Below are 26757 nucleotides of genomic sequence, written 5' to 3' on the forward strand. Positions count from 1 at the left end.
GAGCTAGAGTAACCGAACGATCGGTCGGTTCAAGGGGGTCCGCCGCATCTGTGGAAAACCCCGTGCGGGAGGATCGCGCACATGACAGCACTCGACCTCAGCAGCCCCGTGGCCGTCGTCGGCACCGGCACCATGGGCCAGGGAATCGCCCAGGTCGCGCTGGTCGCGGGCCATCCCGTACGGCTGTACGACACCGTCCCCGGGCGGGCCCGGAAGGCGGCCGAGGCGATCGGCGCCCGGCTGGACCGGCTCGTCGAGAAGGACCGGCTCACCGGCCCCGACCGGGACGCCGCCCGCGCCCGGCTGCTGCCCGCCGAGAGCCTCGCCGAGCTCGCCGACTGCGCCCTGGTCGTCGAGGCGGTCCTGGAGCGGCTGGACGTCAAACAGGAGCTGTTCCGCGACCTGGAGGGCATCGTCTCCGACGACTGCCTGCTCGCCACCAACACCTCGTCGCTGTCCGTCACCGCCATCGGCGGCGCCCTGCGCGCCCCCGGCCGCTTCGTCGGCCTGCACTTCTTCAACCCCGCGCCGCTGCTGCCGCTGGTCGAGGTCGTCTCCGGGTTCACCACCGACGTCACCCACGCCACGCGCGCGTACGAGACCGCCCGGGCCTGGGGCAAGACGCCGGTCGCCTGCGCGGACACCCCGGGCTTCATCGTCAACCGCATCGCCCGGCCCTTCTACGCCGAGGCCTTCGCGGTCTACGAGGCGCAGTGCGCCGACCCGGCCACCATCGACGCCGTGCTGCGCGAGTCGGGCGGCTTCCGGATGGGCGCGTTCGAGCTGACCGACCTGATCGGCCAGGACGTCAACGAGTCCGTCACGCAGTCGGTCTGGCAGTCCTTCTTCCACGACGTGCGCTTCACGCCGTCCCTCGCTCAGCGCCGCCTGGTCGAGTCCGGCCGGCTCGGCCGCAAGACCGGCCACGGCTGGTACGACCACCGCGACGGCGCCGAGCGTCCCGAGCCGGACACCGCCGAGCGGCGGCAGCCGCCCGCCTACGTCGTCGTCGAGGGAGACCTGGGCCCGGCCGTCGAGCTGCTCGCGCTGATCCGTGAGGCGGGCATCCCGGTCCGCGACGAGGGCGACGACGAGGAACAGGGGGCGTGTCTGGTGCTCCCGAGCGGCGGCCGGCTCCTCCTCGCCGACGGGCAGACCGCCGTGGAATTCCCGGACTTCGTCTACTTCGACCTCGCCCTGGACTACCGCCGGGCCACCCGGATCGCCCTGTCCGCCTCCCAGGACACCTCCCCGCAGACCCTCGCCGAGGCCATCGGTCTCTTCCAGGCGCTCGGCAAGCAGGTCAGCTTCATCGGCGACATGCCCGGCATGATCGTCGCCCGCACGGTCGCGCGGATCATCGACCTGGCGCACGACGCGGTCGCCAAGGGCGTGGCCACCGAGGAGGACATCGACACCGCGATGCGCCTCGGTGTCAACTACCCCCTGGGTCCCTTCGAGTGGAGCCGCCGCCTCGGCCGCACCTGGGCCTACGTGCTCCTGGACGACCTGCACCGGCGCGATCCCTCGGGCCGCTACGCGCCGTCCCTGGCGCTGTACCGCCACGCCCACGCCCCCGACCCGCGGGAAGGCTCAGCCTCATGACCACCGCCAAGCGCGACACCTACACCCCGGACACGCTGCTGTCCGTCGCCGTCCAGGTGTTCAACGAGCGTGGGTACGACGGCACCTCCATGGAGCACCTCTCCAAGGCGGCCGGCATCTCCAAGTCGTCGATCTACCACCATGTGGCCGGCAAGGAGGAGCTGCTGCGCCGGGCCGTGAGCCGGGCCCTGGACGAGCTCTTCGGGATCCTCGACGAGGAGCACGCGCGCGTGGGGCGTGCCGCCGACCGCCTGGAGCACGTCGTCCGGCGCATGGTCGAGGTGCTCATCGCCGAACTGCCCTATGTGACCCTGCTGCTGCGCGTGCGGGGCAACACCGACACCGAGCGGTGGGCCCTGGAGCGGCGCCGCGACTTCGACCACCGCGTCGCCGACCTGCTCAAGGCCGCCGCCGCGGACGGGGACGTGCGCGCCGACATAGAGGTCCGGCTGGTGACCCGGCTGGTCTTCGGCATGATCAACTCGATCGTCGAGTGGTACCGGCCGGACGGCCGCGGCATGAACGAGCGCGAGGTGGCCGACGCGGTGGTGCAGGTGGCCTTCTCCGGCCTGCGCAAGGCCGCCTGACGCGGGCAGCGGGCCTCACCCCCGGGCAGCGGGCCTCACCCCTGCGGCTCCAGGTCCTCCTCCTCGAACACCAGCAGCGTGCGCGTGCTGAGCACCTGCGGGATCGCTTGGAGCCGGGTCAGCACCAGCTCGCGCAGGGACCGGTTGTCGGAGACGTGGACCAGCAGCAGTACGTCGAAGTCGCCGCCCATCAGGGCGATGTGGGAGGCGCCGGGCAGCTGTCTGAGCTCCTCGCGCACCGTGCGCCAGGAGTTCTGGACGATCTTCAGCGTGATGTAGGCGGAGGTGCCCTGACCTGCCCGCTGGTGGTCGACCCGGGCGCCGAAACCGCGGATCACGCCGTCCTCGACGAGCCGGTTGATGCGGGCGTAGGCGTTGGCCCGCGAGACGTGGACCCGGTCGGCGACCGACCGTATCGAGGCGCGGCCGTCCGCCTGGAGCATGCGCAGGATGTCCTGATCTATGGCGTCCAGAGGGCGCGGCGGCGGCAGCGGGCCGCTGTCGTCCTGCCGCTCGGCCATTTGTTCAGATGCCACCTGCGCCGACCTCCCTACCATGGACGTACTGCGTCCATCTCAGGTTGTGGAGAACCGTTTGTCCACAGCCTGGGGCCACCCATAGCCAAATTGTGCCGTCGACCGAACAATCGGTAGGTGAGGCGGGTCACAGCCGACGCGCCTCTTCGAGCCGCTCCCACGAGGAGGTGCCGTCATGACGGTCATGGAGCAGCGGGGCGCATACAAGCCGACCCCGCCGCCCGCCTGGCAGCCCCGGACGGATCCCGCGCCGCTGCTGCCCGACGCCGAGCCGTACCGCGTCCTCGGCACCGAGGCGGCCGCGAAGGCCGACCCCGAGCTGCTGAGGACGCTGTACGCGCAGCTGGTGAAGGGCCGCCGCTACAACGCGCAGGCCACCGCCCTCACCAAGCAGGGCCGTCTCGCTGTCTACCCCTCCACCACCGGCCAGGAGGCCTGCGAGGTCGCCGCCGCGATGGTGCTGAAGGAGCAGGACTGGCTCTTCCCCAGCTACCGCGACACCCTCGCCGTGGTCGCCCGCGGCGTGGACCCGGTGGAGGCGCTCACGCTGCTGCGCGGCGACTGGCACACCGGCTACGACCCCTACGAGCACCGGGTCGCGCCCCTGTGCACCCCGCTCGCCACCCAGCTGCCGCACGCCGTGGGCCTGGCGCACGCCGCCCGCCTCAAGGGCGACGACGTGGTCGCGCTGGCCATGGTCGGCGACGGTGGCACCAGCGAGGGCGACTTCCACGAGGCGCTGAACTTCGCCGCCGTCTGGCAGGCGCCGGTCGTCTTCTTCGTGCAGAACAACGGCTTCGCGATCTCCGTCCCGCTCGCCAAGCAGACCGCGGCCCCGTCGCTGGCCCACAAGGCCGTCGGCTACGGCATGCCCGGCCGCCTGGTCGACGGCAACGACGCCGCCGCCGTGCACGAGGTGCTCTCCGACGCCGTACGCCACGCCCGCGCGGGCGGCGGCCCCACCCTCGTCGAGGCGATCACCTACCGCGTCGACGCCCACACCAACGCCGACGACGCGACCCGCTACCGCGGCGACGCCGAGGTCGAGACCTGGCGCGAACACGACCCGATCCGGCTGCTGGAGCGCGAGCTGACCGGGCGCGGCCTGCTCGACGAGGCCGGCATCGAGGCCGCCCGCCAGGACGCCGAGACCATGGCGGCCGCCCTGCGTGAGCACATGAACCAGGACCCGGCCCTGGATCCGATGGACCTCTTCACCCACGTCTACGCCGAGCCCACCCGGCAACTGCGCGAGCAGCAGGACCAGCTGCGGGCCGAGCTGGAGGCCGAGGCCGACACCGAGCCGGAAGGCGGCACGCACCGATGACCACCGTCGCCGTCAAGCCGGCCACCATGGCGCAGGCCTTCACACGGGCGCTGCGCGACGCCATGGCCGCCGACCCCGCCGTGCACGTCATGGGCGAGGACGTCGGCACCCTCGGCGGCGTCTTCCGCGTCACCGACGGACTCGCCAAGGAGTTCGGCGAGGACCGCTGCACGGACACCCCGCTCGCCGAGGCGGGCATCCTCGGCACGGCCGTCGGCATGGCCATGTACGGCCTGCGGCCGGTCGTGGAGATGCAGTTCGACGCGTTCGCCTACCCGGCGTTCGAGCAGCTCATCTCGCACGTGGCCCGCACGCGCAACCGCACCCGCGGCAAGATGCCCCTGCCGATCACCATCCGCGTCCCCTACGGCGGCGGCATCGGCGGCGTCGAGCACCACAGCGACTCCTCCGAGGCGTACTACATGGCGACTCCGGGGCTCCATGTCGTCACGCCCGCCACGGTCGCCGACGCCTACGGGCTGCTGCGTGCCGCCATCGCCTCCGACGACCCGGTCGTCGTCCTGGAGCCGAAGCGGCTGTACTGGTCGAAGGATTCCTGGAACCCCGAGGAGCCGACGCCCGTTGAGCCGATAGGCCGCGCGGTGGTGCGGCGCCCGGGCCGGAGCGTCACGCTCATCACGTACGGGCCGTCCGTACCCGTCTGCATGGAGGCGGCCGAGGCGGCCCGGGCCGAGGGCTGGGACCTCGAAGTCGTCGACCTGCGCTCCCTGGTGCCGTTCGACGACGAGACGGTGTGCGCCTCGGTACGGCGGACGGGCCGTGCGGTCGTCGTCCACGAGTCGGGTTCCTTCGGGGGCCCGGGCGGGGAGATCGCGGCCCGGGTCACGGAGCGCTGCTTCCACCACCTGGAGGCGCCGGTGCTGCGCGTGGCCGGGTTCGACATCCCGTACCCGCCGCCGATGCTGGAGCGCCACCACCTGCCCGGTGTGGACCGGATCCTGGACGCCGTGGGGCGCCTGCAGTGGGAGGCCGAGAGCTGATGGCACACGCTTCTGGCATGCACAGCCTGGAGTTCAAGCTGCCCGACCTCGGGGAGGGGCTCACCGAGGCGGAAATCGTACGGTGGCTTGTCGAGGTCGGAGACCTCGTCACCATCGACCAGCCGGTCGTCGAGGTCGAGACGGCCAAGGCGATGGTCGAGGTGCCGTGCCCCTACGGCGGCGTGGTCACGGCCCGCTTCGGCGAGGAGGGCACGGAACTGCCCGTCGGGGCACCGCTGATCACGGTGGCGGTGGGGGAGAAGCCCGCCGCCGGCACCGGCGACACCGGCACCGGGGGCTCGGGCAACGTCCTGGTCGGGTACGGCACCTCCGAGGCGCCCGCGCGGCGCCGCCGGGTCCGGCAGGAGCGGCCCCTGTCGGGCGCGTCCGCGACAGCCGGGCAGGCCGGTGCCGGGGCGGTGAACGGACGGGCCGAAGCCACCGCTGCCCCGGTGGACGCGCAGGCCGCGGGGGCCGCGGCGACGGTGAACGGGCAGGCGGGCGGCCTGGCCACGGAGGACGGACCCGTTCCCGTGATCTCGCCCCTGGTGCGCCGGCTGGCCCGGCAGAACGGCCTGGACCTGCGGGAGCTGACCGGCTCCGGCCCGGACGGGCTGATCCTGCGGGCGGACGTCGAGTACGCCCTGCGCGCCGCAGGCCGGGGTGCCACGGCGGCGCCGGCGGCCGAACCGCACCCACCCGTGCCGCAGGCACCGAGCCCGGCCCCCGTGCCGGGATCCCCGGCGGCAGCGGCCCCCGCCGAGATCCGCACCCCGCTCAAGGGCATCCGGGGCGCCGTCGCCGACAAGCTGGCGCGCAGTCGCCGCGAGATCCCGGACGCCACCTGCTGGGTGGACGCCGACGCCACGGAGCTGATGCGGGCGCGCACGGCCATGAACGCGGCCGGCGGGCCGAAGATCTCCCTCCTCGCCCTGCTGGCCCGGATCTGCACCGCCGCCCTCGCCCGTTTCCCCGAGCTCAACTCCACGGTGGACGCCGAGGCCAGGGAGATCGTCCGGTTCGGCCATGTGCACCTGGGCTTCGCGGCGCAGACCGACCGGGGCCTGGTCGTCCCGGTCGTACGGGACGCGCACGCACGCGACGCCGAGTCGCTGACCGCCGAGTTCGCCCGGCTGACCGAGGCGGGCCGGACGGGGACGCTCACCCCGGGCGAACTCACCGGCGGCACGTTCACGCTGAACAACTACGGCGTCTTCGGCGTCGACGGCTCCACCCCGATCATCAACCACCCCGAGGCCGCCATGCTCGGCGTCGGCCGCATCGTCCCCAAGCCGTGGGTGCACGAGGGCGAGCTGGCGGTGCGGCAGGTCGTCCAGCTCTCGCTCACCTTCGACCACCGGGTGTGCGACGGCGGCGTGGCGGGCGGTTTCCTGCGCTACGTAGCGGATTGCGTGGAGCAGCCGGCGGTGCTGCTGCGGACGCTGTGATTCCTGTTCCTCCTCCGAGCTGGTGTTCGTGATCGCGTCGCTTCCCCCGCGTTCCGTGTGATCGCGGGGGCACGCATACTCGGGGTGTGACCGCGTACCAGCACCCCGGCGAGCCAGGCGCCGCGACCGGCCCCGCGCACGGGGCGGGCCCCGCCCGGTACGACGCCGTCGTGCTCGCCGGCGGTGCCGCCCGGCGCCTGGGCGGCACGGACAAACCGGGCGTGCGGGTGGGCGGGCGGCCCCTGCTCGACCGGGTGCTCGCGGCTTGCGCCACCGCTCGCACCACCGTCGTGGTCGCCGCGCCCCGCCCGACCGCGCGGCCCGTGACCTGGGCCCGCGAGGACCCGCCCGGCGGCGGACCGCTCGCCGCACTGGACGCCGGGCTCCGTCTCACCACCGCCGAACACGTCGTGGTGCTCTCCGCCGACCTGCCGTTCCTCCACGAGCCGACCGTGGACCGCATGCTGAGCACGCTGCGGACGAGCGGCGGCGACGGCGTGCTGCTGACCGACCCGGGCGGCCGTGACCAGCCACTCGTGGCCGCCTACCGCGCGCCGCGGCTGCGTGAGGAACTCGCGCTCCTCGCCGGCCGGCACGGCGCCCTCGCCGGTCTGCCCCTGCGGCGTCTCACCGCCGAGCTGGATCTCACCCGCATCTCCGACCCCGTCGCGTCCTTCGACTGCGACACCTGGGACGACATCGCCACCGCCAGGGCACGTATCAGGGAGCATGGGCACGTGTTGGATGAATGGATTTCCGCCGTCAAGGACGAACTGGGCATCGACCTCGCTGTCGACACCCGGGGCCTGCTCGACCTCGCCCGCGTCGCCGCCCACGGTGTGGACCGGCCCGCGGCGCCGCTGACCACCTTCCTCGTCGGCTACGCGGCCGCACAGGCCGGAGGCGGCCCCGAGGCCGTCGCCGAGGCCGCCCGCAAGGCCGAGGCCCTCGCCGCCCGCTGGGCGCGGGAGAGCACCGCCGAGGACCGGCCCTCCGGCGACGGGCAGCAGCCCGCGCAGGGCGATGTCGCCCCCGACGCCACCCCCGACACCCGCCCGGACGCCGGATGACCCGGCACGGCGCCCGTGCCGGTGAGGACGCCGAGGACCTCGACGTCGAGGAGGTGCTCGCCCTCGTGAGGAACAGCAACGGCAGCCACCTGCCCGACCCGTCAGCACACGGGGGGACGGACAGCGCCCGGGCCACGCACCGGCCGGACGCCTCCGCCCGGCCCGGCACCCGCCACCGCGCCACCGGCTGGCCCGAGGCCCGGGTCGTCGCTGAACGCGCCGGCCGCCACGTCACCCGGGCCGCCCGCCGGGCCCCCGTCTCCGTCCCCCTCGACACCGCCCTCGGCCTGACCCTCGCCGCCCCGCTCGACGCCCTCACCGACCTCCCCTCCTTCGACACCTCGGCGATGGACGGCTGGGCGGTCTGCGGCCCCGCTCCCTGGCACGTACGCAACGACGGTGTCCTCGCCGGGCACGCCGCACCCGCGTCCCTCACCGACGGCGAGGCCGTGCGGATCGCCACCGGCGCGCGCATCCCCCCGGACACCACCGCCGTCCTGCGCAGCGAACACGGCCGCACCGACGACAAGGGCCGCCTGTCCCCGACCAGGGACGTCGTCCCCGGCCAGGACATCCGCCCGCGCGGCCAGGAGTGCCGCACCGGCGACCAGCTCCTCGCCGTCGGCACCCTCGTCACCCCGGCCGTCCTCGGGCTGGCGGCGGCGGCCGGATACGACACCGTCACCGCCGTCCCCCGGGCCCGCGTCGAAGTCCTCGTCCTCGGTGACGAGTTGCTCACCCAGGGCCTGCCGCACGACGGTCTGATCCGGGACGCGCTCGGCCCCATGCTGCCGCCGTGGCTGCGGGCGCTCGGCGCCGAGGTCACCGCCGTCCGCCGCATCCGCGACGACGCAGGCGCCCTGCACGAGGCCATCACCACCTGCGACGCCGATGTCATCCTCACCACCGGCGGCACCGCGGCGGGCCCCGTCGACCACGTCCACCCCACCCTGCGCAAGATCGGTGCCGAACTCCTCGTCGACGGCGTCGCAGTGCGCCCCGGCCACCCCATGCTGCTGGCCCGCACCACGGAGACCCAGCACCTCGTCGGCCTGCCGGGCAATCCGCTCGCCGCCGTCTCCGGCCTGCTGACGCTCGCCGAGCCGCTGCTGCGGATCCTCGCGGCCCGCCCGGCCCCGGAGCCGTACACGCTCCCGGTCCGGGACGCCGTGCACGGGCACCCGCACGACACCCGGCTCGTCCCCGTCGTCCTGCGCGGCGACGAGGCCGTGCCGCTGCACTACAACGGCCCCGCCATGCTGCGCGGCATCGCGGCGGCCGACGCGCTGGCCGTCGTACCACCCGGCGGCGCACGTTCGGGGCAGGAGGCGGAACTGCTCGACCTGCCCTGGGCGTCCGGAGGAATCGGGGTGTGTTTCACGTGAAACTTCCGGGCCAGGACGCGATCGCCCGCCAGGCGGACGAGCATTTGGTGACCCATCGGGTGACCCTCCCGAGGAAGGTGGTGGAGCACCCGTTCCGCCAGGTCGCCAAGCGGCTCTCCATCGCACTGCTGGTGCTCGTCGTGACCGCGCTGATCGTCTACGCCGACCGCGACGGCTACAACGACAACGCGGGCGGTGGCGTCGACCTTCTCGACGCCTTCTACTACGCGACCGTCACACTCTCCACCACCGGTTACGGTGACATCGCACCGGCCAGCGACACTGCCCGGCTCACCAACATCCTCATCATCACGCCCCTGCGCGTGCTGTTCCTGATCATCCTGGTCGGCACCACCCTGGAAGCCCTCACCGAACGCACCCGGGAGGAGTGGCGGCTGACCCGCTGGAGGTCCACGTTGCGCGATCACACCGTCGTCATCGGTTTCGGCACGAAGGGCAGGTCGGCGATCCGGACCGTCTGTGCGACGGGCCTGAAGAAGGAGCAGGTCGTCGTGGTCGACCCCAGTTCCAAGGTGGTCGACGCCGCGGCCGCCGAGGGCTACGCGGGCATCGTCGGGGACGCCACGCGCAGCGAGGTGCTCAAGCGCGCCGAGGTGCACAAGGCACGCCAGATCATCATCGCGACCCAGCGCGACGACACGGCCGTCCTGGTGACGTTGACCGCCCGGCAGCTCAACCGCGGCGCGAAGATCGTGGCGGCGGTGCGCGAGGAGGAGAACGCACCGCTGCTCAAGCAGTCCGGAGCCGACGCGGTGATCACCAGCGCCAGCGCCGCCGGCCGGCTGCTCGGTCTGTCCGTGCTCAGCCCCTCCGCCGGCATGGTGATGGAGGACCTCATCCAGCAGGGCACCGGGCTGGACCTCGTCGAACGCCCGGTCGTCAAGGCCGAGGTGGGCAAGACCCCGCGGGAGGTCGCCGACCTGGTCGTGAGCGTCATACGCGGTCACCGCGTCCTCGGCTACGACGATCCGGCCGTCGGGAGACTGGAGCTGACCGACCGGCTCATCACGATCGTGCGGAAGACCCCGGCCACCCAGGTCGCGCCCGACATCCGGCCGATGCCCCCGATGCCCCGCAACACCTGACGAGCGCAGCGAACGGCCGGCCGCCCCGCACCCCTACGGTGCGCGACGGCCGGCCGCCAGCGCGGCGATCCAGGGCTACTTCCGGTTGTAGAGCCGCATCGTGATCGGCCCGAAGACCAGCACGAACAGCCCGGCCCAGCCCAGCGACCAGGCGACCTCGTCGGCCGGCCAGTCGCCGCCCATCAGACCGCGCACCGCCGACGCCAGATGGGTGATGGGGCTGTTGTTCACGAACGCCTGCAGCCAGCCCGGCATCGTCTTCGGGTCCACGAACACGTTGGACAGGAAGGTGAGCGGGAAGATCACCATCATGCTGACGCCCATCACCGACTTCTCGGTGCGCAGCATCAGCCCGAACATCGTCCAGATCCAGGAGAAGGCGAACGAGAAGGCCACCAGCAGGGCGATCCCGGCGAGCACACCGGCGACCCCGCCGTCCGGCCGGTAGCCGAGGATCATGCCGACGGTGAGCATCACGATCGACGCGATCGTGTACCGCAGGGCGTCACCGAGCAGATAGCCGACCATCGTCGACGGCCGCCAGATCGGCAGGCTGCGGAACCGGTCGAAGACGCCCTTCTCGATGTCGGTGTTCACGGAGACGCCCGTGTACATCGTGATCATCACGACCGACATCACGAGGATGCCCGGCAGCAGGAACTGGATGTACTCCTCCGGCGAGCCGGCCAGCGCCCCGCCGAACAGGTACGTGTACATCAGCACCATCATGATCGGGAACGCCGTGACGTCGAAGAGCTGCTCCGGCACGTGCTTGATCTTGAGGATGGCCCGCCAGCCGAACGTCATCGAGGCCGACCACGCGCTGGGACGCGGAGGCCGTTCCTGGGAGACGAGCAGCGCGGCGAGGGACTCGGCGCTGACCGGGGCGAGCTCTGTGCTCTCGGTGGTCGTCGCGGTGCTCATGCCGCCACCTCGTCCTTCGGGTCGTCGGAGCGGTCGGTGGAGCGGTCGGCGGAGTCGTGCGTGTCGTGCCCGGTGAGAGCGAGGAACACCTCGTCGAGGCTGGGCTGGCCCAGCGAGAAGTTGTCGACGGTGATCCCGGCGCGGGCCAGCTCGCCCAGGGCGCGGGAGGCCTGCTCGGCGGCGGAGTCGTCGCCGGCCGCCGTGGCGAGGCGGGCGGTGAGGGCCACCGGGTCGGGCTCCGGCTGCACCTGCGCGTCGAGGGCCCGGCGCAGCAGGCCGGCCGCGAGATCACGCTGCCCGGGATCTCGCAGGCGCAGATGGACGGATCCGGCGCCGACGGACGACTTCAGCTCGCCCTTGGTGCCCTCGGCGATCACCCTGCCGCGGTCGATGACGGCGATCCGGGACGCCAGCTGGTCGGCCTCGTCCAGATACTGCGTGGTCAGCAGCACCGTGGTGCCCTGGGCGACCACGGCCCGCACGATGTCCCAGACCTGGTTGCGGCTGCGCGGGTCCAGGCCGGTCGTCGGCTCGTCGAGGAAGAGCAGGTCGGGGGTGTTGAGGATGGAGGCGGCGATGTCGATGCGGCGCCGCATGCCGCCCGAGTAGTGCTTGACCTGCTTGGCGGCCGCCTCCGAGAGCCCGAAGGCCTCCAGGAGCCGGCCGGCGCGTTCGCGGGCGGACTTCTTGTGGTGCCCGAGAAGCCGGCCGAGCAGGACCAGGTTCTCGGTGCCGGTGAGGTCTTCGTCCACCGACGCGTACTGGCCGGTGAGGCTCACCCGGCCGCGTACCTCGTCCGCCTCGCGGACGACGTCGTGGCCGAAGACGTGCGCCTCGCCGCCGTCCGGCCGCAGGAGTGTGGCGAGCATCTTCACGGTGGTGGTCTTGCCGGCGCCGTTCGGGCCGAGGACGCCGTAGACCGTGCCCGCGGGCACGGCCAGGTCGACTCCGTCGACGGCCCTCGTATCGCCGAACGTTTTCACCAGGCCCGCGGTCTCGATCGCCAGGCCGGACGTCTGCGTGCTCATGCTTCGGGTCCTTCCGCGTGCTTGGGCTACGCATGGAAAGACCTTTACCGTCGCGCAAACTCATCGGTCCCGCACCCGGGTTTCGCCGGGACCGGACCAAAGGCGTAGCCGCAGCGGACCCGGGGACGGAGCGGACTCGGTCCGGGGACCGACGGGTACGGTCCCCTGCATGCATGCGATCACGATTCCCGAACCTGGTGGGCCCGAGGCGCTGGTATGGGACGAGGTCCCCGATCCCGTGCCCGGCGAGGGCGAGGTCCTGGTCGAGGTGGCGGCCGGCGCCGTCAACCGGGCCGACATCCTGCAGCGGCAGGGCTTCTACGAACCGCCGCCCGGCGCGTCCCCCTACCCCGGCCTGGAATGTTCCGGACGGATCGCCGGGATCGGCCCCGGCGTCTCCGGGTGGAACGTCGGCGACGAGGTGTGCGCGCTGCTCTCCGGCGGCGGCTACGCCGAGAAGGTGGCCGTCCCGGCCGGGCAGCTGCTGCCCGTGCCCGAGGGGGTCGGTCTGACGCAGGCGGCGGCGCTGCCCGAGGTGGCCTGCACCGTCTGGTCGAACGTCTTCATGGTCGCCCACCTGCGGCCCGGCGAGACGCTCCTCGTGCACGGCGGCTCCAGCGGCATCGGCACCATGGCCATCCAGCTGGCCAAGGCCGTCGGTGCGCGGGTGGCCGTGACGGCCGGTACGAAGGAGAAGCTCCAGGCGTGCGCCGAGCTGGGCGCCGACATCCTGGTCAACTACCGCGAGCAGGACTTCGTCGAGGAGGTCAGGACGGCGACGGACGGTGCCGGGGCCGATGTCATCCTCGACAACATGGGCGCCAAGTACCTGGAGCGCAACGTCAAGGCCCTGGCCGTCAACGGCCGCCTCGCGATCATCGGCATGCAGGGCGGCGTCAAGGGCGAGCTGAACATCGGTGCCCTGCTGGCCAAGCGCGCCGCGATCAGCGCGACGTCCCTGCGGGCCCGGCCCAAGGAGGAGAAGACGGCCATCGTCGCGGCCGTACGCGAACACGTCTGGCCGCTGTTCGCGGACGGGCACCTGCGTCCGGTCGTCGACCGTGAGCTCCCGATGCGGGACGCCGCCGCCGCGCACCGGGTGGTGGAGGAGAGCAGCCACGTCGGCAAGGTCCTGCTGATCACCCCGCAGGGCACCTGACACCGGCCGCCGCGGAGGTCCGTCAGGCGCCCTCAGACCCTCCGCAGCCGCAGCGCGACGAACGCCAGGCCCAGCCCCAGTCCGATGAGGACCAGGCCGCTGCCCAGGGGCAGGATCCGCAGGACCGGGCCCACGGGGCGTTCGGCGGTCGCGGCCTCGCGCACGGGCTGCTCCGCCGGCTCGGAGGGTGCCGGGGCGGTCTGCCGCGGCTCCTCGGGGACGGCCGGGGTGTCCGCGACGCCCGGCCCGTCCCCGGCGTCCTCCGGCCGTCCCGGCCGCTCCCGGCCCTCTCCCGCCCGGCTCCCGGCCCGCGAGGGCTCGCCGGAGGCGGAAGGAGCCGCCAGGACGGACGGCGCCGCCAGGGCGGACGGGGCCGACGAAGCCGCCCGGGCGGACGGGGCGGCCACCGGCGACGGCGCGGCCCGGGTTCCGGGCCCTGCCTCCCTGGCCGTCTCCCTCGTCGCCGCTTCCGCGGCCTCCCCGGACGTGAGGGCAGCCTCGTAGAACGGGGCAGCCCCGTGGGGCGGGACGGATCCGTAGGACGGGACGGATCCGTACGGTGAGACGACCGCGCCCGCCCCCACGGCGAGCACCAGTCCCGCCGCCCGCAGCGCGCGTAGCCATGGAGTCACGTGGGTGACCCCCTCCCGCCGTGCCCGGTAGGGCAGAAACGGCAAGTTCGGTCATATCGAGGCAATCAGCCTCACACCGCCCAGGACGCCCGGCACTCCGGGTTCGGCCGACGGGCGGAATCACAGCCCTGCGTCGCCCTCTGCGTCGCCCCGTCGGGGAACGGGCGCCGAGGCCCGCCCGCCCCGTTTCACCCGCGAGGAGGAGGCGCCCTCGCAGGAGCAACCTGGAGCCCGGCCTGTTCGTCACCTCAAGCACGGTGGATCAGCCTCCCGCGGGGGCACCACGGAGGTGAGGTGCAGGCGTGCGACAGAATGGCGACATGGAGATGCCGAGGAACGAAAGGTCGCCGGAGAACCCGCAGATCCTGGTCGTGGGCCAGGACGGCATGGCGCTCGGTGGCGGCAGCGCAGACGAGGACTCCCGCGAGACCCCGGTCACGGAACAGGTGGAGCAGCCCGCGAAGGTCATGCGGATCGGCAGCATGATCAAGCAGCTGCTGGAGGAAGTGCGGGCGGCTCCCCTGGACGAGGCCAGCCGCGTCCGGCTGAAGGACATCCACGCCAGCTCGGTGAAGGAGCTGGAGGACGGTCTGGCGCCCGAGCTGGTCGAGGAGCTGGAGCGGCTCTCCCTGCCCTTCACGGACGAGGCGACCCCCAGCGACTCGGAGCTGCGCATCGCGCAGGCCCAGCTGGTCGGCTGGCTGGAGGGGCTCTTCCACGGGATCCAGACGACGCTGTTCGCCCAGCAGATGGCGGCCCGCGCCCAGCTGGAGCAGATGCGCCGCGCGCTTCCGCCGGGTGTCGGGGACGGCCTCGACGAGCAGCACCCGGGCGGCCGGACCGGCGGCCCCTACCTGTAGGCGGCGGCAGGCCGTACAGACCACAGGGCCCGGCAGCCGAAGCTGCCGGGCCCCTTCCGTGTCGGCGGACCCGTCAGGAGGGCGGGTTGCCCGTGGAGACGCTGAGCTCGATCTCCGGCATGTCCTCCGGGTCGACATCGGTGTCGGCGGACGGGAACTGGTTCATGACCGTGCCGTCGCCGTAGGTGTTCTCGTCGACCTTCTTCTCGTCCAGTTCCCAGCCCGCCGCCTGGAGACAGGCCTTGACCGACTTGATGTTCTTGAACTGGAAGTCCGGGATCCGGATCTTGTCGGGGTCGTTGTACGACTCCCGCGGCTCCGTGCACTCCTCGGTGTCGATCGTCTTCGCGGTGTCCGGCCCGCGGTAGCCGGGCTTCTTCTCCGCCGAGGCCGACGCACTCGCGCTGCTGCCGCCGCCCTGGGGGTCCTCGCCGCCGCCGTTCAGCAGCAGCGCGGTGACGAGGCCGCCGACCGCGAGGACGGAGACGATCACCGCGCCGATGATGACCGGCTTGTTGTTCCTGCCGCCGCCGGAGGGGGCCACCGCGGTCTGGGGCGTCAGGTTGTACGGCGGCGGAGTCGGGGGGGCCTGCTGCGGGGAGTAGCCCGCCGGGGACGGCGTCGGGTAGCCGCCCTGCTGCGGATAGCCGTACGCCGGGGACGGTCCCGTCGGTGCGGGCGTGCCGTAGGGGTTCGGGGGCGGGGTCGGCTGGTACGGCGTCTGCACCTGGCCCGAGGGCGCCGGGGTCGCCTGGTCGACCGGCGGGAACACGGCCGAGCCGACGCCCGCGCCGCTCGGGGCCTGCGTGCCCGGGACGATGCTCGGCGGCGCGGCCTGGACGGACGCCGCCACCCGCAGGCACTCGTCGCGCATGGCCTCGGCGCTGGGGAAGCGCTCGTTCGGATTCTTCTTCAGCGCCCGGGCGATCAGCGCGTCCACGGCCGGGGGCAGCGCGCGGTTGATCGAGGACGGAACCGGCGGCTCCTCCTGCACGTGCGCGTACGCGATGGCCAGCGGCGAGTCCGCCTCGAACGGCAGCCGCCCGGTCACCAGCTGGAACAGCATGATGCCGACCGAGTACAGGTCGGAGCGGGCGTCCACCCCGCGGCCGAGGGCCTGTTCCGGCGACAGGTACTGCGGGGTTCCGACGACCATGCCGGTCTGCGTCATCGACGTCACGCCGGACTGCATGGCGCGGGCGATGCCGAAGTCCATGACCTTGACCACGGCGCGCTTGGTCATCATCACGTTGCCCGGCTTGATGTCCCGGTGGACCAGGCCCATCTCGTGGCTGATCTCCAGCGCTGCCAGCACGTCCGCGGTGATCTTCAGCGCCTTGTCGGCGGGCATCGCGCCCTGCTGCCGCACGTCCTCGTCGAGGACCGAGCCGAGCGGGCGGCCCTCGACGTACTCCATGACGATGTACGGCGTCGTCATGCCGTCGAGGGTGTCCTCGCCGGTGTCGAAGACCGAGACGATGTTGGTGTGCGTGAGCTTGGCCACGGACTGGGCCTCGCGGCGGAACCGTTCGCGGAAGGCTTGTTCCCGACCGAGATCCGTGTGAAGTGTCTTGATCGCGACCTGCCGGTCGAGCACGCTGTCGTACGCGAGGTGCACCGAGGCCATGCCGCCCTGGCCGAGGAGGTCACGCAGCTGATAGCGGCCGCTGGCGAGCGCCCGCCCCGTGTGCTGGCCCTGTGCGCCGTCCTGGCTCATGTTCCCCGTCCCCCGTAGCCCCTGCGGACGCCGCCGACTGCCGCTGATCCGTCGTTGAACCGTCGTTGATCCAAACCGCCATTCCCGGCCAAGTCTGCCCCAGGGCACCGACACGTCAAGCTCGGTGCCCGTTCCGTGACCGTACGCGAAAGAAGAGTCGCGCAAGCGTTACAGGGGGCGTACGGGCGGGACACAGAATTTGCACGAGAGTACGGAGTGAAGGTTTCATGGCCGGTCCGTCTGGTGCCGGTCCCGGCACCCCTTCTCGGGCCGGAGGCTTGCGCGGAGGCTGTAGCGTGGCCGACGGAGACCGTAACAACACCGCGCGCACCGCGGGCAGAAACGACGGCGAGGACTGATGGCACAGCAGCAGGCCGCTCAGGGCCCGTCCGACCCCGAGGCGTCTGGCGGCGGCATGTCGGACGCGCCGGAGCTCTGGGGTAACGGCGGGTTGGTCGGGGACGGCCGGTACCGGCTGACCCGCAGACTCGGCCGGGGCGGCATGGCCGAGGTGTTCGCAGCCGAGGACGTCCGTCTCGGACGCACCGTCGCGGTCAAGCTGCTCCGCTCCGACCTCGCCGAGGACCCGGTGTCCAAGGCGCGGTTCACGCGCGAGGCCCAGTCGGTGGCCGGTCTCAACCACCACTCGATCGTCGCCGTGTACGACTCCGGCGAGGACTTCGTCGGCGGCCAGTCCGTGCCGTACATCGTCATGGAGATCGTCGAGGGCCGCACCATCCGCGACCTGCTGCTGAACGCGGAGGCCCCCGGCCCCGAGCAGGCGCTGATCATCGTCTCGGGCGTCCTGGAGGCGCTCGCCTACTCGCACCAGCACGGCATCGTGCACCGCGACATCAAGCCCGCCAACGTCATCATCACGCACAACGGCGCCGTGAAGGTGATGGACTTCGGCATCGCCCGGGCCCTGCACGGCGCGTCCACGACGATGACGCAGACCGGCATGGTCATGGGCACCCCGCAGTACCTCTCCCCCGAGCAGGCGCTCGGCAAGGCCGTCGACCACCGCTCCGACCTGTACGCGACGGGCTGCCTGCTCTACGAACTCCTCTCGCTGCGCCCGCCCTTCACCGGCGAGACCCCGCTGTCCGTGGTCTACCAGCACGTCCAGGACATCCCGACGCCTCCGTCCGAGGCGTCCGACGCCTGCCCGCCGGAGCTGGACGGCCTGGTCATGCGCTCCCTCGCCAAGGAGCCCGACGACCGCTTCCAGACGGCCGAGGAGATGCGCGGGCTGGTCCAGTACGCGCTCCAGATGCTCTACGACCAGGGCGGCCACACCGGCACCTGGAACACCGGGCCGGTCGACATGCACGAGGGCCGGCACACCCCGTCCGGCGGCTTCGCCGGCGCGACGGCCGTGATGGGCCACACCGGGGACGCCTCCGGCACCACGCAGATCCCCTCGCCGATCCTGCCCGGCGGCTACGGCGGCGGGGACGACGGCGGCTTCGAGGGCCACGGCAACAAGGGCAGCGGCCGCGGCAAGCTCTGGATCCTCGCGGTGCTCGCGGTGATCGCCATCGCCGCGGGTGTCGCCCTGGCGCTGCAGAACACCGGCGGCGGCAAGGACGACCCGAGCAAGGAGCAGAAGCCGACCACCTCGCAGACGACCGAGAAGAAGACGCCCAGCGAGACCCCGAGCGACGACGACACCGGCGCGCCGACCGACACGAGCACGGACGACGGCACCGGTACCGGCTCGGGCAACGGCAACTGGACGCCGTCGTACTCGCCCTCCTACACGCCGTCGCAGAGCGCTCCCGAGTCGCCCACCGGCGAGCCGACGGGCGAGCCGACCAGCGCGGAGCCGACCGGCGAGCCCACGGAGGAGGAGCCGACGGACCCCGGCACCCCGACCGACGACACCGGCGGTGTCGACGGCGGCACCACGGAGGGCGTCGTCGGCGGCGCGGGTGGCGGCGAAGGCGGCAGCTGACAGGTAAGAAACGCACGATCCACGCGCGCGTGGGGCCCGGGAACGGGGCCCGCGCGCGCCTGCCGTTTTGGGCGCGCCGAAAAGTGGAGTCTTCCCGTGACCTGGGTCACCGGGTTAACGTGCGGTTGCTCCGGCCTCCTGCAAGGCTGTGACCAGGGACCCTTCACGGCCTTCCCGATTTACTTGGATATCCAAGCAAAATCGCAGGTCAGAAGGGGTTTCACAGAAATGTGGCGCACTGGGTAACGTGCTTTCTGCAGGGCGCTCGCCGGGGCACCTGTCACGCCTGTTCCCGGCCGAGTGGCACCCACCCCGTGTCCCGTGGGCCGAGAACAGGTGAGCCGCACTGGCCTACCGGCAACCCCGGGGGCCGGACCGACGGAGGAGCACACGTGACCGTGGAGAGCACTGCCGCGCGCACACCGCGACGCAGCGCCGGAAGCAAGGCCGGCACCACCGGCACCAAGCGCACCCGCACGACCGCCAAGAAGGACGCCGGCACCGAGCCCCAGCTCGTGCAGCTGCTGACGCCCGAGGGCAAGCGCGTCAAGAACGCCGAGTACGACAAGTACGTCGCCGGTATCACTCCGGAAGAGCTCCGCGGCCTCTACCGCGACATGGTGCTCACCCGCCGCTTCGACGCCGAGGCCACCTCCCTGCAGCGCCAGGGCGAGCTGGGCCTGTGGGCGTCGCTGCTCGGCCAGGAGGCCGCCCAGATCGGGTCCGGCCGGGCCACCCGGGAGGACGACTACGTCTTCCCGACCTACCGCGAGCACGGCGTGGCCTGGTGCCGCGGCGTCGACCCGGCCAACCTGCTCGGGATGTTCCGCGGTGTGAACAACGGCGGCTGGGATCCCAACAGCAACAACTTCCAGCTGTACACGATCGTCATCGGCTCCCAGACGCTGCACGCCACCGGCTACGCGATGGGCGTCGCCAAGGACGGCGCCGACAGCGCGGTGATCGCCTACTTCGGTGACGGAGCCTCCAGCCAGGGCGACGTGGCCGAATCGTTCACCTTCTCCGCGGTCTACAACGCCCCGGTCGTGTTCTTCTGCCAGAACAACCAGTGGGCCATCTCCGAGCCGACCGAGAAGCAGTCCCGCGTGCCGATCTACCAGCGCGCCCAGGGCTTCGGCTTCCCGGGCGTCCGGGTGGACGGCAACGACGTGCTCGGCGTCCTCGCGGTCACCCGGTGGGCCCTGGAGCGGGCCCGCAGCGGCGAGGGCCCGACCCTCGTCGAGGCGTTCACCTACCGCATGGGCGCCCACACCACCTCCGACGACCCGACCCGCTACCGGGGCGACGAGGAGCGCCAGGCCTGGGAGGCCAAGGACCCGATCCTGCGGCTTCGCCGGTACCTGGAGGCCTCAAACCACGCGGACGAGGGATTCTTCGAGGAACTGGAGGCCGAGTCCGAGGCGTTGGGCAAACGAGTGCGCGAGGCGGTCCGTGCCATGCCGGACCCGGACCACTTCGCGATCTTCGAGAACGCCTACGCGGACGGACACGCGCTCGTCGACGAGGAGCGCGCCCAGTTCGCCGCGTACCAGGCGTCGTTCGCCGACGAGGGGGGTAACTGAGATGGCCGACAAGATGGCACTGGCCAAGGCGATCAACGAGTCGCTGCGCCGCGCTCTGGAGTCCGACCCCAAGGTCCTGATCATGGGTGAGGACGTCGGCAAGCTCGGCGGCGTCTTCCGTGTGACGGACGGCCTGCAGAAGGACTTCGGCGAGAGCCGCGTCATCGACACCCCGCTCGCCGAGTCGGGCATCGTCGGCACGGCGATCGGCCTGGCCCTGCGCGGCTACCGCCCGGTGGTGGAGATCCAGTTCGACGGCTTCGTCTTCCCGGCGTACGACCAGATCGTCACGCAGCTCGCGAAGATGCACGCCCGCTCGCTGGGCAAGGTCAAGCTCCCGGTCGTCGTGCGCATCCCGTACGGCGGCGGCATCGGCGCGGTGGAACACCACTCCGAGTCCCCCGAGGCGCTCTTCGCGCACGTGGCGGGCCTGAAGATCGTCAGCCCGTCGAACGCGTCGGACGCCTACTGGATGATGCAGCAGGCCATCCAGAGCGACGACCCGGTGATCTTCTTCGAGCCCAAGCGCCGCTACTGGGACAAGGGCGAGGTCAACGCGGAGGCGATCCCGGGCCCGCTGCACAAGGCCCAGGTGGTCCGCGAGGGCACCGACCTCACCCTGGCCGCCTACGGCCCGATGGTGAAGCTCTGCCAGGAGGTCGCGGACGCGGCCGCCGAGGAGGGCAAGAACCTGGAGGTCCTGGACCTGCGCTCGGTCTCCCCGCTCGACTTCGACTCGATCCAGGCCTCGGTGGAGAAGACGCGCCGTCTGGTCGTCGTCCACGAGGCCCCGGTGTTCTTCGGGTCGGGTGCGGAGATCGCCGCCCGGATCACGGAACGCTGCTTCTACCACCTGGAGGCCCCGGTGCTCCGGGTCGGCGGCTACCACGCCCCGTACCCGCCGGCCCGCCTGGAGGAGGAGTACCTGCCGAACCTGGACCGGGTACTGGACGCCGTCGACCGCTCGCTGGCGTACTGAGGAGAGGGTCGTGACGACGATGACGGAAGCGTCCGTGCGCGAGTTCAAGATGCCCGACGTGGGCGAGGGACTCACCGAGGCCGAGATCCTCAAGTGGTACGTCCAGCCCGGTGACACGGTCACCGACGGCCAGGTGGTCTGCGAGGTCGAGACGGCGAAGGCGGCCGTCGAGCTGCCCATCCCGTACGACGGCGTGGTCCGGGACCTGCACTTCCCCGAGGGCACCACGGTCGACGTGGGCACGGCGATCATCTCGGTGGACGTGGGCGGCGGCAGTGCCGCACCGGCCGCGGAGCAGCCCGCCGCCGTGCGGCCCGCGGCGGCCGCGCCCGCCGAGGAGCCGAAGGCGGCGGGCTCGGGACGCCAGCCGGTGCTGGTGGGCTACGGGGTGGCGACCTCGTCCACCCGCCGCCGCCCCCGCAAGGGCCCGGAGGTCCCGGTCCAGCAGGCCTCGACGGCGATCCAGACGGAGCTGAACGGCCACGCGCCCGTGGCCCCGGCAGCGCCCGAAGCCGCCGCCACGGCGGCGCCGGCCGGCACGGAACGCCCGCTGGCCAAGCCTCCCGTCCGCAAGCTGGCCAAGGACCTGGGCGTCGACCTGACGACGGTCGTCCCGACCGGCCCGGACGGCATCATCACCCGCGAGGACGTGCACGCGGCGGTCGCCGCCGCCGTCCCGGTGGTCACCGAGCCGCAGGTCGCGCCCGCCCCGGCAGCCGTCCAGGCTCCGGCGTCCTACGACACCGCGCGCGAGACCCGCATCCCGGTCAAGGGCGTCCGCAAGGCGACGGCGGCGGCGATGGTCGGCTCGGCGTTCACGGCGCCGCACGTCACGGAGTTCGTGACGGTCGACGTGACGCGCACGATGAAGCTGGTCGAGGAGCTGAAGGCGGACAAGGAGTTCACGGGCCTGCGTGTGAACCCCCTGCTGCTGATCGCGAAGGCGCTGCTCGTCGCGATCCGCCGCAACCCGGACGTCAACGCGTCCTGGGACGAGGCCGCCCAGGAGATCGTGGTCAAGCACTACGTGAACCTGGGCATCGCGGCCGCGACCCCGCGCGGCCTGATTGTGCCGAACATTAAGGACGCCCAGGCCAAGACCCTGCCGCAGCTGGCCGAGTCGCTGGGCGAGCTGGTGTCGACGGCCCGGGACGGCAAGACGTCCCCGGCGGCCATGCAAGGCGGCACGGTGACGATCACCAACGTCGGCGTCTTCGGCGTCGACACGGGCACGCCGATCCTGAACCCGGGCGAGTCCGCGATCCTCGCGGTCGGGGCGATCAAGCCGCAGCCGTGGGTCCACAAGGGCAAGGTGAAGCCCCGTCAGGTCACCACCCTGGCGCTGTCGTTCGACCACCGCCTGGTCGACGGCGAGCTGGGTTCGAAGGTCCTGGCCGACGTGGCGGCGATCCTGGAGCAGCCGAAGCGCCTCATCACCTGGGCGTGAGCCGAAGCCGGCGGCCCCCTGCCCACCCGGGCGGGGGGCCGCCGGCGTTTCCGGAGGTTGACCGGACGTGCGCCGCAGAGCACAAGAAGCGCGTCAGACCCGCCCAAGTACCCCACAGTAAGCGGTTTAGCCGGACATACGATCAACTTTCATGCGCGACCCGATGGTTCTCAGGGCCCAGAAATTCGTCAACTCCGTGTACGGCAGCCGTACCGGCACGACGGTGCAGGAGACCGGCGAGGCCGGCTGGCCGACCCTGTACGCCCTGACCCGTGCCCTGCAGTACGAGCTGGGCATCACCGCCCTCTCCGACAGCTTCGGCCCCACCACGCTCAGCACCCTGACGGCGAAGTACCCCGAGCTGGACGCGGACACCGTCCCCTCGCCGGACTTCTGCCGCATCATCCAGGCCGGCCTCGCCTGCAAGGGCTACGACGGCGGCGACCTCGACGGCACCTACGGCACACGGGTGCAGGCAGCCGTCGCCCGGCTCAAGACCGACATGGGCATCGAACAGGCCTTCCCCGGAAGCGCCTTGACGCCCAAGGTCTTCAAGGCTCTGCTGACGATGGACTCCTACGTCCCCGGCGCCTCCGGCAGCGGACAGGCCAGGACCGTCCAGCAGTGGCTCAACGGCCGCTACCTCAAGCGGCAGGACTTCTACGTCATCGCCTGCGACGGGCTGGCGTCCAAGAGCACGCTCAAGGCACTGCTCTTCGCCGTGCAGTACGAGCTGGGCATGGCGGACGGCACCGCCAACGGCAACTTCGGGCCGGGTACCCAGTCCGGTCTCAGGTCGCACCCCGTGAAACAGGGCGACACGGGCGTCTTCGTCCAGCTGTTCTCCGCCGGGATGGTCGTCAACCGGCGGCCCACGGCCCTCACCGACACCTTCGACTCCTCCCTCGCCGCCGCCGTCCGGGCCTTCCAGACCTTCGTCGCGCTCCCGGCCACGGGCGAGGGCGACTTCGCCACCTTCGCCTCCCTGCTCGCGTCCTTCGGCGACCAGTCCCGCCCCGCCAAGGCCTGCGACACCATCGCGAAGGTCACCCCGGCCCGGGCCGCGTCGCTCAAGGCGGCCGGGATCGCGTACGTCGGCCGCTACCTCACCAACCCGAGCGCCACCTCCCTGCCGGAGAAGGCCATCCAGCCGGGCGAGCTCGCCACCATCGCCCAGCAGGGCCTGCGCTGCTTCCCGATCTACCAGACCGTCAACAACGACGCCTCGGACTTCGATTACGTCGCCGGGCGGACCGCCGGGTACGCGGCGGTCAACGCCGCCCGCGACCACGGCTTCCGCCGGGGTACCCGGATCTTCTTCGCCGTCGACTTCGATGCGATCGACGCCGAGATCACCGCGAGCGTCCTGCCCCACTTCAAGGGCGTCAAGGAGGCGATGGCGGACTCCGGCCACCCGTACGAGATCGGCGTCTACGGCTCCCGCAACGTCTGCGCGCGGGTCGGCGCGGCCGGATACTCGACCGCGAGTTTCGTCGCCGGCATGTCTCCGGGTTTCGAGGGCAACGCCGGGCATCCGCTGCCCGCGGACTGGGCCTACGACCAGTTCGTCATCCGCACCCTCGGCTCCGGTGACGGGCAGCTGGAGATCGACGCCGACATCGCCTCGGGGCGGGACACCGGGCAGGGCTCGTTCGACCCGCCGCGGCCCGCCGTCCCGGACGTCGCCTTCGACGCGCGCCAGGTGCCGGCGCTGCGGGCCGACCTCTCGCGCTACATGCGGTCGATCGGGCGCCCGGACGGGGGCGGCATCGGCAGCGACGCGCGGCTGTACACCAACGCGCAGGCGGTCGCGGCGATCCAGGAGCAGGACGGGCTGATCACCGAGCTGTCGACGACGTACACGATGCGCAAGGCGCTGATCCAGACGGTCCTGTACTGGGCTCTGCGCGACTACGGCCTCGCCGACCAGGCCACCGACCAGCAGGTCGCCGACCACCACCTCACGGGCTCCGGCTCCGTGCGGGACTCGCACACCGGCATCGGCGAGATCAGCGCGGGCGACGCCATCCAGGCCTGGAACCACTGCATCGGCTGGGGCTTCGCCACCGGTGACCACCGCGACCCGGCCAAGGACGCCGACCTGTGGACCGTGTGGCAGCGGCTGAACAAGGACAACGCGTTCAGTGTGCGCACCGCGGCCCTGATCCATCTGTGGGGCACCCGGGGCAGGCCCGGCGGCCAACTGCCCCCCGGCGACCGCGTCACGACCCCGCGGTCCATGCGCCTCGACCTCGCCGAGTTCGAGATCACCGAACTCCTGCGCCGCTACCGGGCCTGGGACCCCGACGTGGAGTCCCAGACGCACCAGAGCCTGGCCGTCTACCAGATCTTCGAGAAGTACAACAGCATCCTCCGCAACGCCTGAGCGCGTGTGCGCAGAGAACTTCAGGAAGAGACTCCGTTGAAGCTCAACCTCCCCCGCATGCCCCGCAGATCACCGGCGTCCGGCGCCGGGCACCGCCGCGTCCTGTCCCGCCGTGCGCTGCTCGGCCGGGTCGCCGCCGTCGGCGGTGCCGTGGGCGTCGCGGCCCTGCCTTTGTCCCATGTCCTGTCCCAGGCGTACGCCGACGCGAACAACCCCATACCGGCCCGCGTACGGGACGCCCTGCGCAGCGCGCAGGACCGGACCCGGCGCGTGCTGGCGGGCTCGCGCTCCCCCAACGGCTGGGAGATGGAGAACGTCTCCGACGACGGCGGCACCGTCTACACCCGCCCCGTCCCCGGCACCCCGCTCAAGGGCGTCGCCGTGCGGATGGGCGATGTGGAGACCGTCCTCGTCCACCTGGTGCGCAGGTTCCACTACGAGGTCGACCCGCTGCGCCGGGGCGACGTCGTGGGCTGGCACGATCCCGCCGCTCTCGCCAGGAGGAGGCCCGAGTCCAATCTGGCGTCCGGCACGGCCGTGCGGATCCGGCCCGGCTTCTACCCGCGCGGCGTCCGGGGCGGCTTCTTCCCGCAGCAGGAGGTCGTGATCCGCGACATCCTCGCCGAGCTCGACGGCGTGGTCCGCTGGGGCGGCGACGACCGTACGCCCGACGAGTCGCTGTTCAGCGTCGACGTGCGGCCCGGTGACAAGAGGCTGGTCCGGGTCGCGGCGCGGATCCGCGGCTGGCAGCTGGAGCCGGGCGCCGGTGCGGGCTCCGCGGTGAACGTGCTGTCGGGCGGCCGGCGCAAGGCGGCCCGGGCACTGGAGCGCCGTCAGCGCAGCCTGGCCTGACGGCCGTGTGGAGTCGCACGACAAGCGGCCTGGCCTGACGGCCGTGTGAGAGCCGCACGACAAAGGGGGCTTCACCGCGGTGCGCGGCGGAGCCCCCTCGGTCGTCCCTGCGTGTGTCCTACCTGGTGAAGCCGTAGTTGAGCAGCTTCGTGGCGTCCGCCTTGCGAGCGTCCGGGCCGGTCGAGGCGAGGACCGTGCCGATGACCGTCTTGCCGTTGCGGGTGGCGGCGAAGACCAGGCAGTACTTGGCCTCCGGGCCGGAGCCGGTCTTCACGCCGATCGCGCCGCTGTAGCTGCTGAGCAGCGGGTTGGTGTTCTCCCACGGCTTCATCGTCCGCGTGCCGCCGGTCTTGGTGGTCGTCTTCGCCGTGTACTTCTTCGTCTTGACGACCGTGCGGAACGTGGAGTTCTTCATCGCGGCGCTGGCCAGCTTGGTCAGGTCGCGCGGCGTGGAGTAGTTGGCGCCGTGGCCGATGCCGTCGAACGAGTCGAAGTGGGTGTTCTTCAGACCCAGGTTCTTGGCGGTGGTGTTCATCTTGCCGATGAACGACTTCACGCGCGCGGCGCGCGTCGAGCCCGAACCGAACTTGTCGGCGAGCGCGTACGCGGCGTCACAGCCGGACGGCAGCATCAACCCGTACAGCAGCTGGCGGACGGTGACCTTGTCGCCGACGATCAGCTTCGCGTTGGACGCGTAGTTGTTGTCGACGATGTACTCGCTGTACGCCTTCTGGATCGTGACCTTGCTGTCCATGTTGAGGTTCGACTGCTTCAGCACCACCAGTGCCGTCATGATCTTGGTGGTCGAGCCGGTCGAGCGGCGGGTGTCGGCCGCCTTGGTGTAGAGCGACTTGCCGGTCGCGTTGTTCATCACGTAGCCGCCCTTGGCGGCGATGGACGGCGCCGAGGCGGCCTGCGCCGGCGCGACGGTGAGGGCACCGGTCGCGAGCATGGCGCCGGTGGTCACGGCGACAGCCGCTGCTCTGCGGAGACGGGTGCCCTGAATGCCGGTTATCAAGTGAAGTACCCCGATTACATCGAATGCCCCAACGATGCGGCCGAGTTGAGGACGAGGGGAAAGGGGCCGCACGTGTCTGACTTGTAACTAGCACACGAAGTTGCGCTGTTGCCGGGCGGGACCCCCGCTTTGCCACAGATGTGTGACATA

22 protein-coding genes are annotated in these 26757 nt (G+C 71.9%); 16 read left to right on the forward strand and 6 right to left on the reverse strand.

Features of this window, described 5'->3' with window-relative positions:
- The first annotated feature begins 81 nt into the window (after window positions 1-81).
- Complete coding sequence (locus RFN52_RS20410; RefSeq protein ID WP_184848015.1) at window positions 82-1605, forward strand: 3-hydroxyacyl-CoA dehydrogenase; 1524 nt, start codon at window positions 82-84, stop codon at window positions 1603-1605.
- Window positions 1602-2192: a TetR/AcrR family transcriptional regulator gene (locus RFN52_RS20415; RefSeq protein WP_184848016.1), complete on the forward strand. Its 591-nt coding sequence runs from the start codon at window positions 1602-1604 to the stop codon at window positions 2190-2192. Before RFN52_RS20410 ends, RFN52_RS20415 begins: the two co-directional genes overlap by 4 nt.
- 35 nt (window positions 2193-2227) lie before the next feature.
- Here RFN52_RS20415 and RFN52_RS20420 read toward each other — a convergent pair whose 3' ends face one another.
- Window positions 2228-2713, reverse strand: coding sequence for an Lrp/AsnC family transcriptional regulator (locus RFN52_RS20420; protein WP_184853972.1), 486 nt, complete (start codon window positions 2711-2713; stop codon window positions 2228-2230).
- Between the two features lie 190 nt (window positions 2714-2903).
- On the opposite strand from RFN52_RS20420, the gene pdhA (RFN52_RS20425) reads away from it, so the two are divergent.
- From pdhA (RFN52_RS20425) to RFN52_RS20450, 6 genes are all read left to right on the forward strand, one after another.
- Entirely contained in the window at window positions 2904-4055 is a 1152-nt protein-coding gene (pdhA, locus tag RFN52_RS20425; RefSeq protein ID WP_184848017.1) for a pyruvate dehydrogenase (acetyl-transferring) E1 component subunit alpha, read from the forward strand.
- The gene (locus RFN52_RS20430) at window positions 4052-5056 is read left to right on the forward strand and encodes an alpha-ketoacid dehydrogenase subunit beta (protein WP_184848018.1); all 1005 of its coding nucleotides are present in this window, start codon (window positions 4052-4054) and stop codon (window positions 5054-5056) included. Before pdhA (RFN52_RS20425) ends, RFN52_RS20430 begins: the two co-directional genes overlap by 4 nt.
- Window positions 5056-6504 (forward strand): dihydrolipoamide acetyltransferase family protein, encoded by a 1449-nt coding sequence (locus RFN52_RS20435; RefSeq protein WP_184848019.1) that lies wholly within the window; start codon window positions 5056-5058, stop codon window positions 6502-6504. Before RFN52_RS20430 ends, RFN52_RS20435 begins: the two co-directional genes overlap by 1 nt.
- Window positions 6505-6590: 86 nt before the next feature.
- A complete protein-coding gene (locus RFN52_RS20440) occupies window positions 6591-7574 on the forward strand; it encodes an NTP transferase domain-containing protein (RefSeq protein WP_184848020.1) in 984 nt (327 codons plus the stop codon).
- The gene (locus tag RFN52_RS20445) at window positions 7571-8959 is read left to right on the forward strand and encodes a molybdopterin molybdotransferase MoeA (protein WP_184848021.1); all 1389 of its coding nucleotides are present in this window, start codon (window positions 7571-7573) and stop codon (window positions 8957-8959) included. The genes RFN52_RS20440 and RFN52_RS20445 overlap by 4 nt, the downstream gene beginning before the upstream one ends.
- Window positions 8956-10065, forward strand: a complete 1110-nt coding sequence (locus tag RFN52_RS20450) for a potassium channel family protein (protein WP_184848022.1) — start codon at window positions 8956-8958, stop codon at window positions 10063-10065. Before RFN52_RS20445 ends, RFN52_RS20450 begins: the two co-directional genes overlap by 4 nt.
- A gap of 75 nt (window positions 10066-10140) precedes the next feature.
- On the opposite strand, the gene RFN52_RS20455 is transcribed toward RFN52_RS20450, so the two are convergent.
- Together RFN52_RS20455 and RFN52_RS20460 are read right to left on the reverse strand one after the other, a co-directional pair.
- Window positions 10141-10989: an ABC transporter permease gene (locus RFN52_RS20455; RefSeq protein ID WP_184848023.1), complete on the reverse strand. Its 849-nt coding sequence runs from the start codon at window positions 10987-10989 to the stop codon at window positions 10141-10143.
- Window positions 10986-12017, reverse strand: coding sequence for an ATP-binding cassette domain-containing protein (locus RFN52_RS20460; RefSeq protein ID WP_184848024.1), 1032 nt, complete (start codon window positions 12015-12017; stop codon window positions 10986-10988). The genes RFN52_RS20455 and RFN52_RS20460 overlap by 4 nt, the downstream gene beginning before the upstream one ends.
- Before the next feature lie 169 nt (window positions 12018-12186).
- Here RFN52_RS20460 and RFN52_RS20465 point away from each other — a divergent pair, with 169 nt between their 5' ends.
- Complete coding sequence (locus RFN52_RS20465; RefSeq protein WP_184848025.1) at window positions 12187-13176, forward strand: NAD(P)H-quinone oxidoreductase; 990 nt, start codon at window positions 12187-12189, stop codon at window positions 13174-13176.
- A gap of 32 nt (window positions 13177-13208) precedes the next feature.
- Here RFN52_RS20465 and RFN52_RS20470 read toward each other — a convergent pair whose 3' ends face one another.
- Window positions 13209-13808, reverse strand: coding sequence for a hypothetical protein (locus tag RFN52_RS20470; RefSeq protein ID WP_184848026.1), 600 nt, complete (start codon window positions 13806-13808; stop codon window positions 13209-13211).
- A gap of 320 nt (window positions 13809-14128) precedes the next feature.
- Here RFN52_RS20470 and RFN52_RS20475 point away from each other — a divergent pair, with 320 nt between their 5' ends.
- Window positions 14129-14668, forward strand: coding sequence for a bacterial proteasome activator family protein (locus RFN52_RS20475; RefSeq protein ID WP_031137512.1), 540 nt, complete (start codon window positions 14129-14131; stop codon window positions 14666-14668).
- Window positions 14669-14741: 73 nt separating this feature from the next.
- Here RFN52_RS20475 and RFN52_RS20480 read toward each other — a convergent pair whose 3' ends face one another.
- The gene (locus RFN52_RS20480) at window positions 14742-16385 is read right to left on the reverse strand and encodes a protein kinase domain-containing protein (protein ID WP_184848027.1); all 1644 of its coding nucleotides are present in this window, start codon (window positions 16383-16385) and stop codon (window positions 14742-14744) included.
- Window positions 16386-16743: 358 nt separating this feature from the next.
- Here RFN52_RS20480 and RFN52_RS20485 point away from each other — a divergent pair, with 358 nt between their 5' ends.
- From RFN52_RS20485 to RFN52_RS20510, 6 genes are all read left to right on the forward strand, one after another.
- Window positions 16744-18342 carry a protein kinase domain-containing protein gene (locus RFN52_RS20485; RefSeq protein ID WP_184848028.1) on the forward strand — a complete coding sequence of 533 codons (1599 nt, stop codon included), beginning with the start codon at window positions 16744-16746 and terminating at the stop codon, window positions 18340-18342.
- 392 nt (window positions 18343-18734) lie between these two features.
- Complete coding sequence (gene pdhA / locus RFN52_RS20490; RefSeq protein ID WP_184848029.1) at window positions 18735-19925, forward strand: pyruvate dehydrogenase (acetyl-transferring) E1 component subunit alpha; 1191 nt, start codon at window positions 18735-18737, stop codon at window positions 19923-19925.
- A 1-nt stretch (window position 19926) separates the two neighbouring features.
- Window positions 19927-20904, forward strand: a complete 978-nt coding sequence (locus RFN52_RS20495; RefSeq protein WP_062928023.1) for an alpha-ketoacid dehydrogenase subunit beta — start codon at window positions 19927-19929, stop codon at window positions 20902-20904.
- Between the two features lie 10 nt (window positions 20905-20914).
- Window positions 20915-22351: a dihydrolipoamide acetyltransferase family protein gene (locus tag RFN52_RS20500; protein WP_184848030.1), complete on the forward strand. Its 1437-nt coding sequence runs from the start codon at window positions 20915-20917 to the stop codon at window positions 22349-22351.
- Between the two features lie 151 nt (window positions 22352-22502).
- Window positions 22503-24737, forward strand: a complete 2235-nt coding sequence (locus RFN52_RS20505; protein WP_184848031.1) for a glycoside hydrolase domain-containing protein — start codon at window positions 22503-22505, stop codon at window positions 24735-24737.
- 57 nt (window positions 24738-24794) lie between these two features.
- The gene (locus RFN52_RS20510) at window positions 24795-25589 is read left to right on the forward strand and encodes a twin-arginine translocation signal domain-containing protein (protein ID WP_184848032.1); all 795 of its coding nucleotides are present in this window, start codon (window positions 24795-24797) and stop codon (window positions 25587-25589) included.
- 118 nt (window positions 25590-25707) lie between these two features.
- Here RFN52_RS20510 and RFN52_RS20515 read toward each other — a convergent pair whose 3' ends face one another.
- The gene (locus RFN52_RS20515; protein WP_184848033.1) at window positions 25708-26607 is read right to left on the reverse strand and encodes a D-alanyl-D-alanine carboxypeptidase family protein; all 900 of its coding nucleotides are present in this window, start codon (window positions 26605-26607) and stop codon (window positions 25708-25710) included.
- Between the last annotated feature and the right edge of the window lie 150 nt (window positions 26608-26757).

The sequence above is a fragment of the Streptomyces collinus genome, from assembly GCF_031348265.1.
Lineage (GTDB): Bacteria > Actinomycetota > Actinomycetes > Streptomycetales > Streptomycetaceae > Streptomyces > Streptomyces collinus.

Bases quoted from the DNA above. Each gene is read 5' to 3' on its own strand.
- RFN52_RS20415 (WP_184848016.1), top strand. From the start codon at position 1,602: ATGACCACCGCCAAGCGCGACACCTACACCCCGGACACGCTGCTGTCC.
- RFN52_RS20480 (WP_184848027.1), bottom strand. From the start codon at position 16,385: ATGAGCCAGGACGGCGCACAGGGCCAGCACACGGGGCGGGCGCTCGCC.
- pdhA (WP_184848017.1), top strand. From the start codon at position 2,904: ATGACGGTCATGGAGCAGCGGGGCGCATACAAGCCGACCCCGCCGCCC.
- RFN52_RS20460 (WP_184848024.1), bottom strand. From the start codon at position 12,017: ATGAGCACGCAGACGTCCGGCCTGGCGATCGAGACCGCGGGCCTGGTG.
- RFN52_RS20455 (WP_184848023.1), bottom strand. From the start codon at position 10,989: ATGAGCACCGCGACGACCACCGAGAGCACAGAGCTCGCCCCGGTCAGC.
- RFN52_RS20465 (WP_184848025.1), top strand. From the start codon at position 12,187: ATGCATGCGATCACGATTCCCGAACCTGGTGGGCCCGAGGCGCTGGTA.
- RFN52_RS20485 (WP_184848028.1), top strand. From the start codon at position 16,744: ATGGCACAGCAGCAGGCCGCTCAGGGCCCGTCCGACCCCGAGGCGTCT.
- RFN52_RS20505 (WP_184848031.1), top strand. From the start codon at position 22,503: ATGCGCGACCCGATGGTTCTCAGGGCCCAGAAATTCGTCAACTCCGTG.
- RFN52_RS20420 (WP_184853972.1), bottom strand. From the start codon at position 2,713: ATGGCCGAGCGGCAGGACGACAGCGGCCCGCTGCCGCCGCCGCGCCCT.
- RFN52_RS20475 (WP_031137512.1), top strand. From the start codon at position 14,129: ATGGAGATGCCGAGGAACGAAAGGTCGCCGGAGAACCCGCAGATCCTG.
- RFN52_RS20445 (WP_184848021.1), top strand. From the start codon at position 7,571: ATGACCCGGCACGGCGCCCGTGCCGGTGAGGACGCCGAGGACCTCGAC.
- RFN52_RS20495 (WP_062928023.1), top strand. From the start codon at position 19,927: ATGGCCGACAAGATGGCACTGGCCAAGGCGATCAACGAGTCGCTGCGC.
- RFN52_RS20510 (WP_184848032.1), top strand. From the start codon at position 24,795: ATGCCCCGCAGATCACCGGCGTCCGGCGCCGGGCACCGCCGCGTCCTG.
- RFN52_RS20435 (WP_184848019.1), top strand. From the start codon at position 5,056: ATGGCACACGCTTCTGGCATGCACAGCCTGGAGTTCAAGCTGCCCGAC.
- RFN52_RS20410 (WP_184848015.1), top strand. From the start codon at position 82: ATGACAGCACTCGACCTCAGCAGCCCCGTGGCCGTCGTCGGCACCGGC.
- RFN52_RS20430 (WP_184848018.1), top strand. From the start codon at position 4,052: ATGACCACCGTCGCCGTCAAGCCGGCCACCATGGCGCAGGCCTTCACA.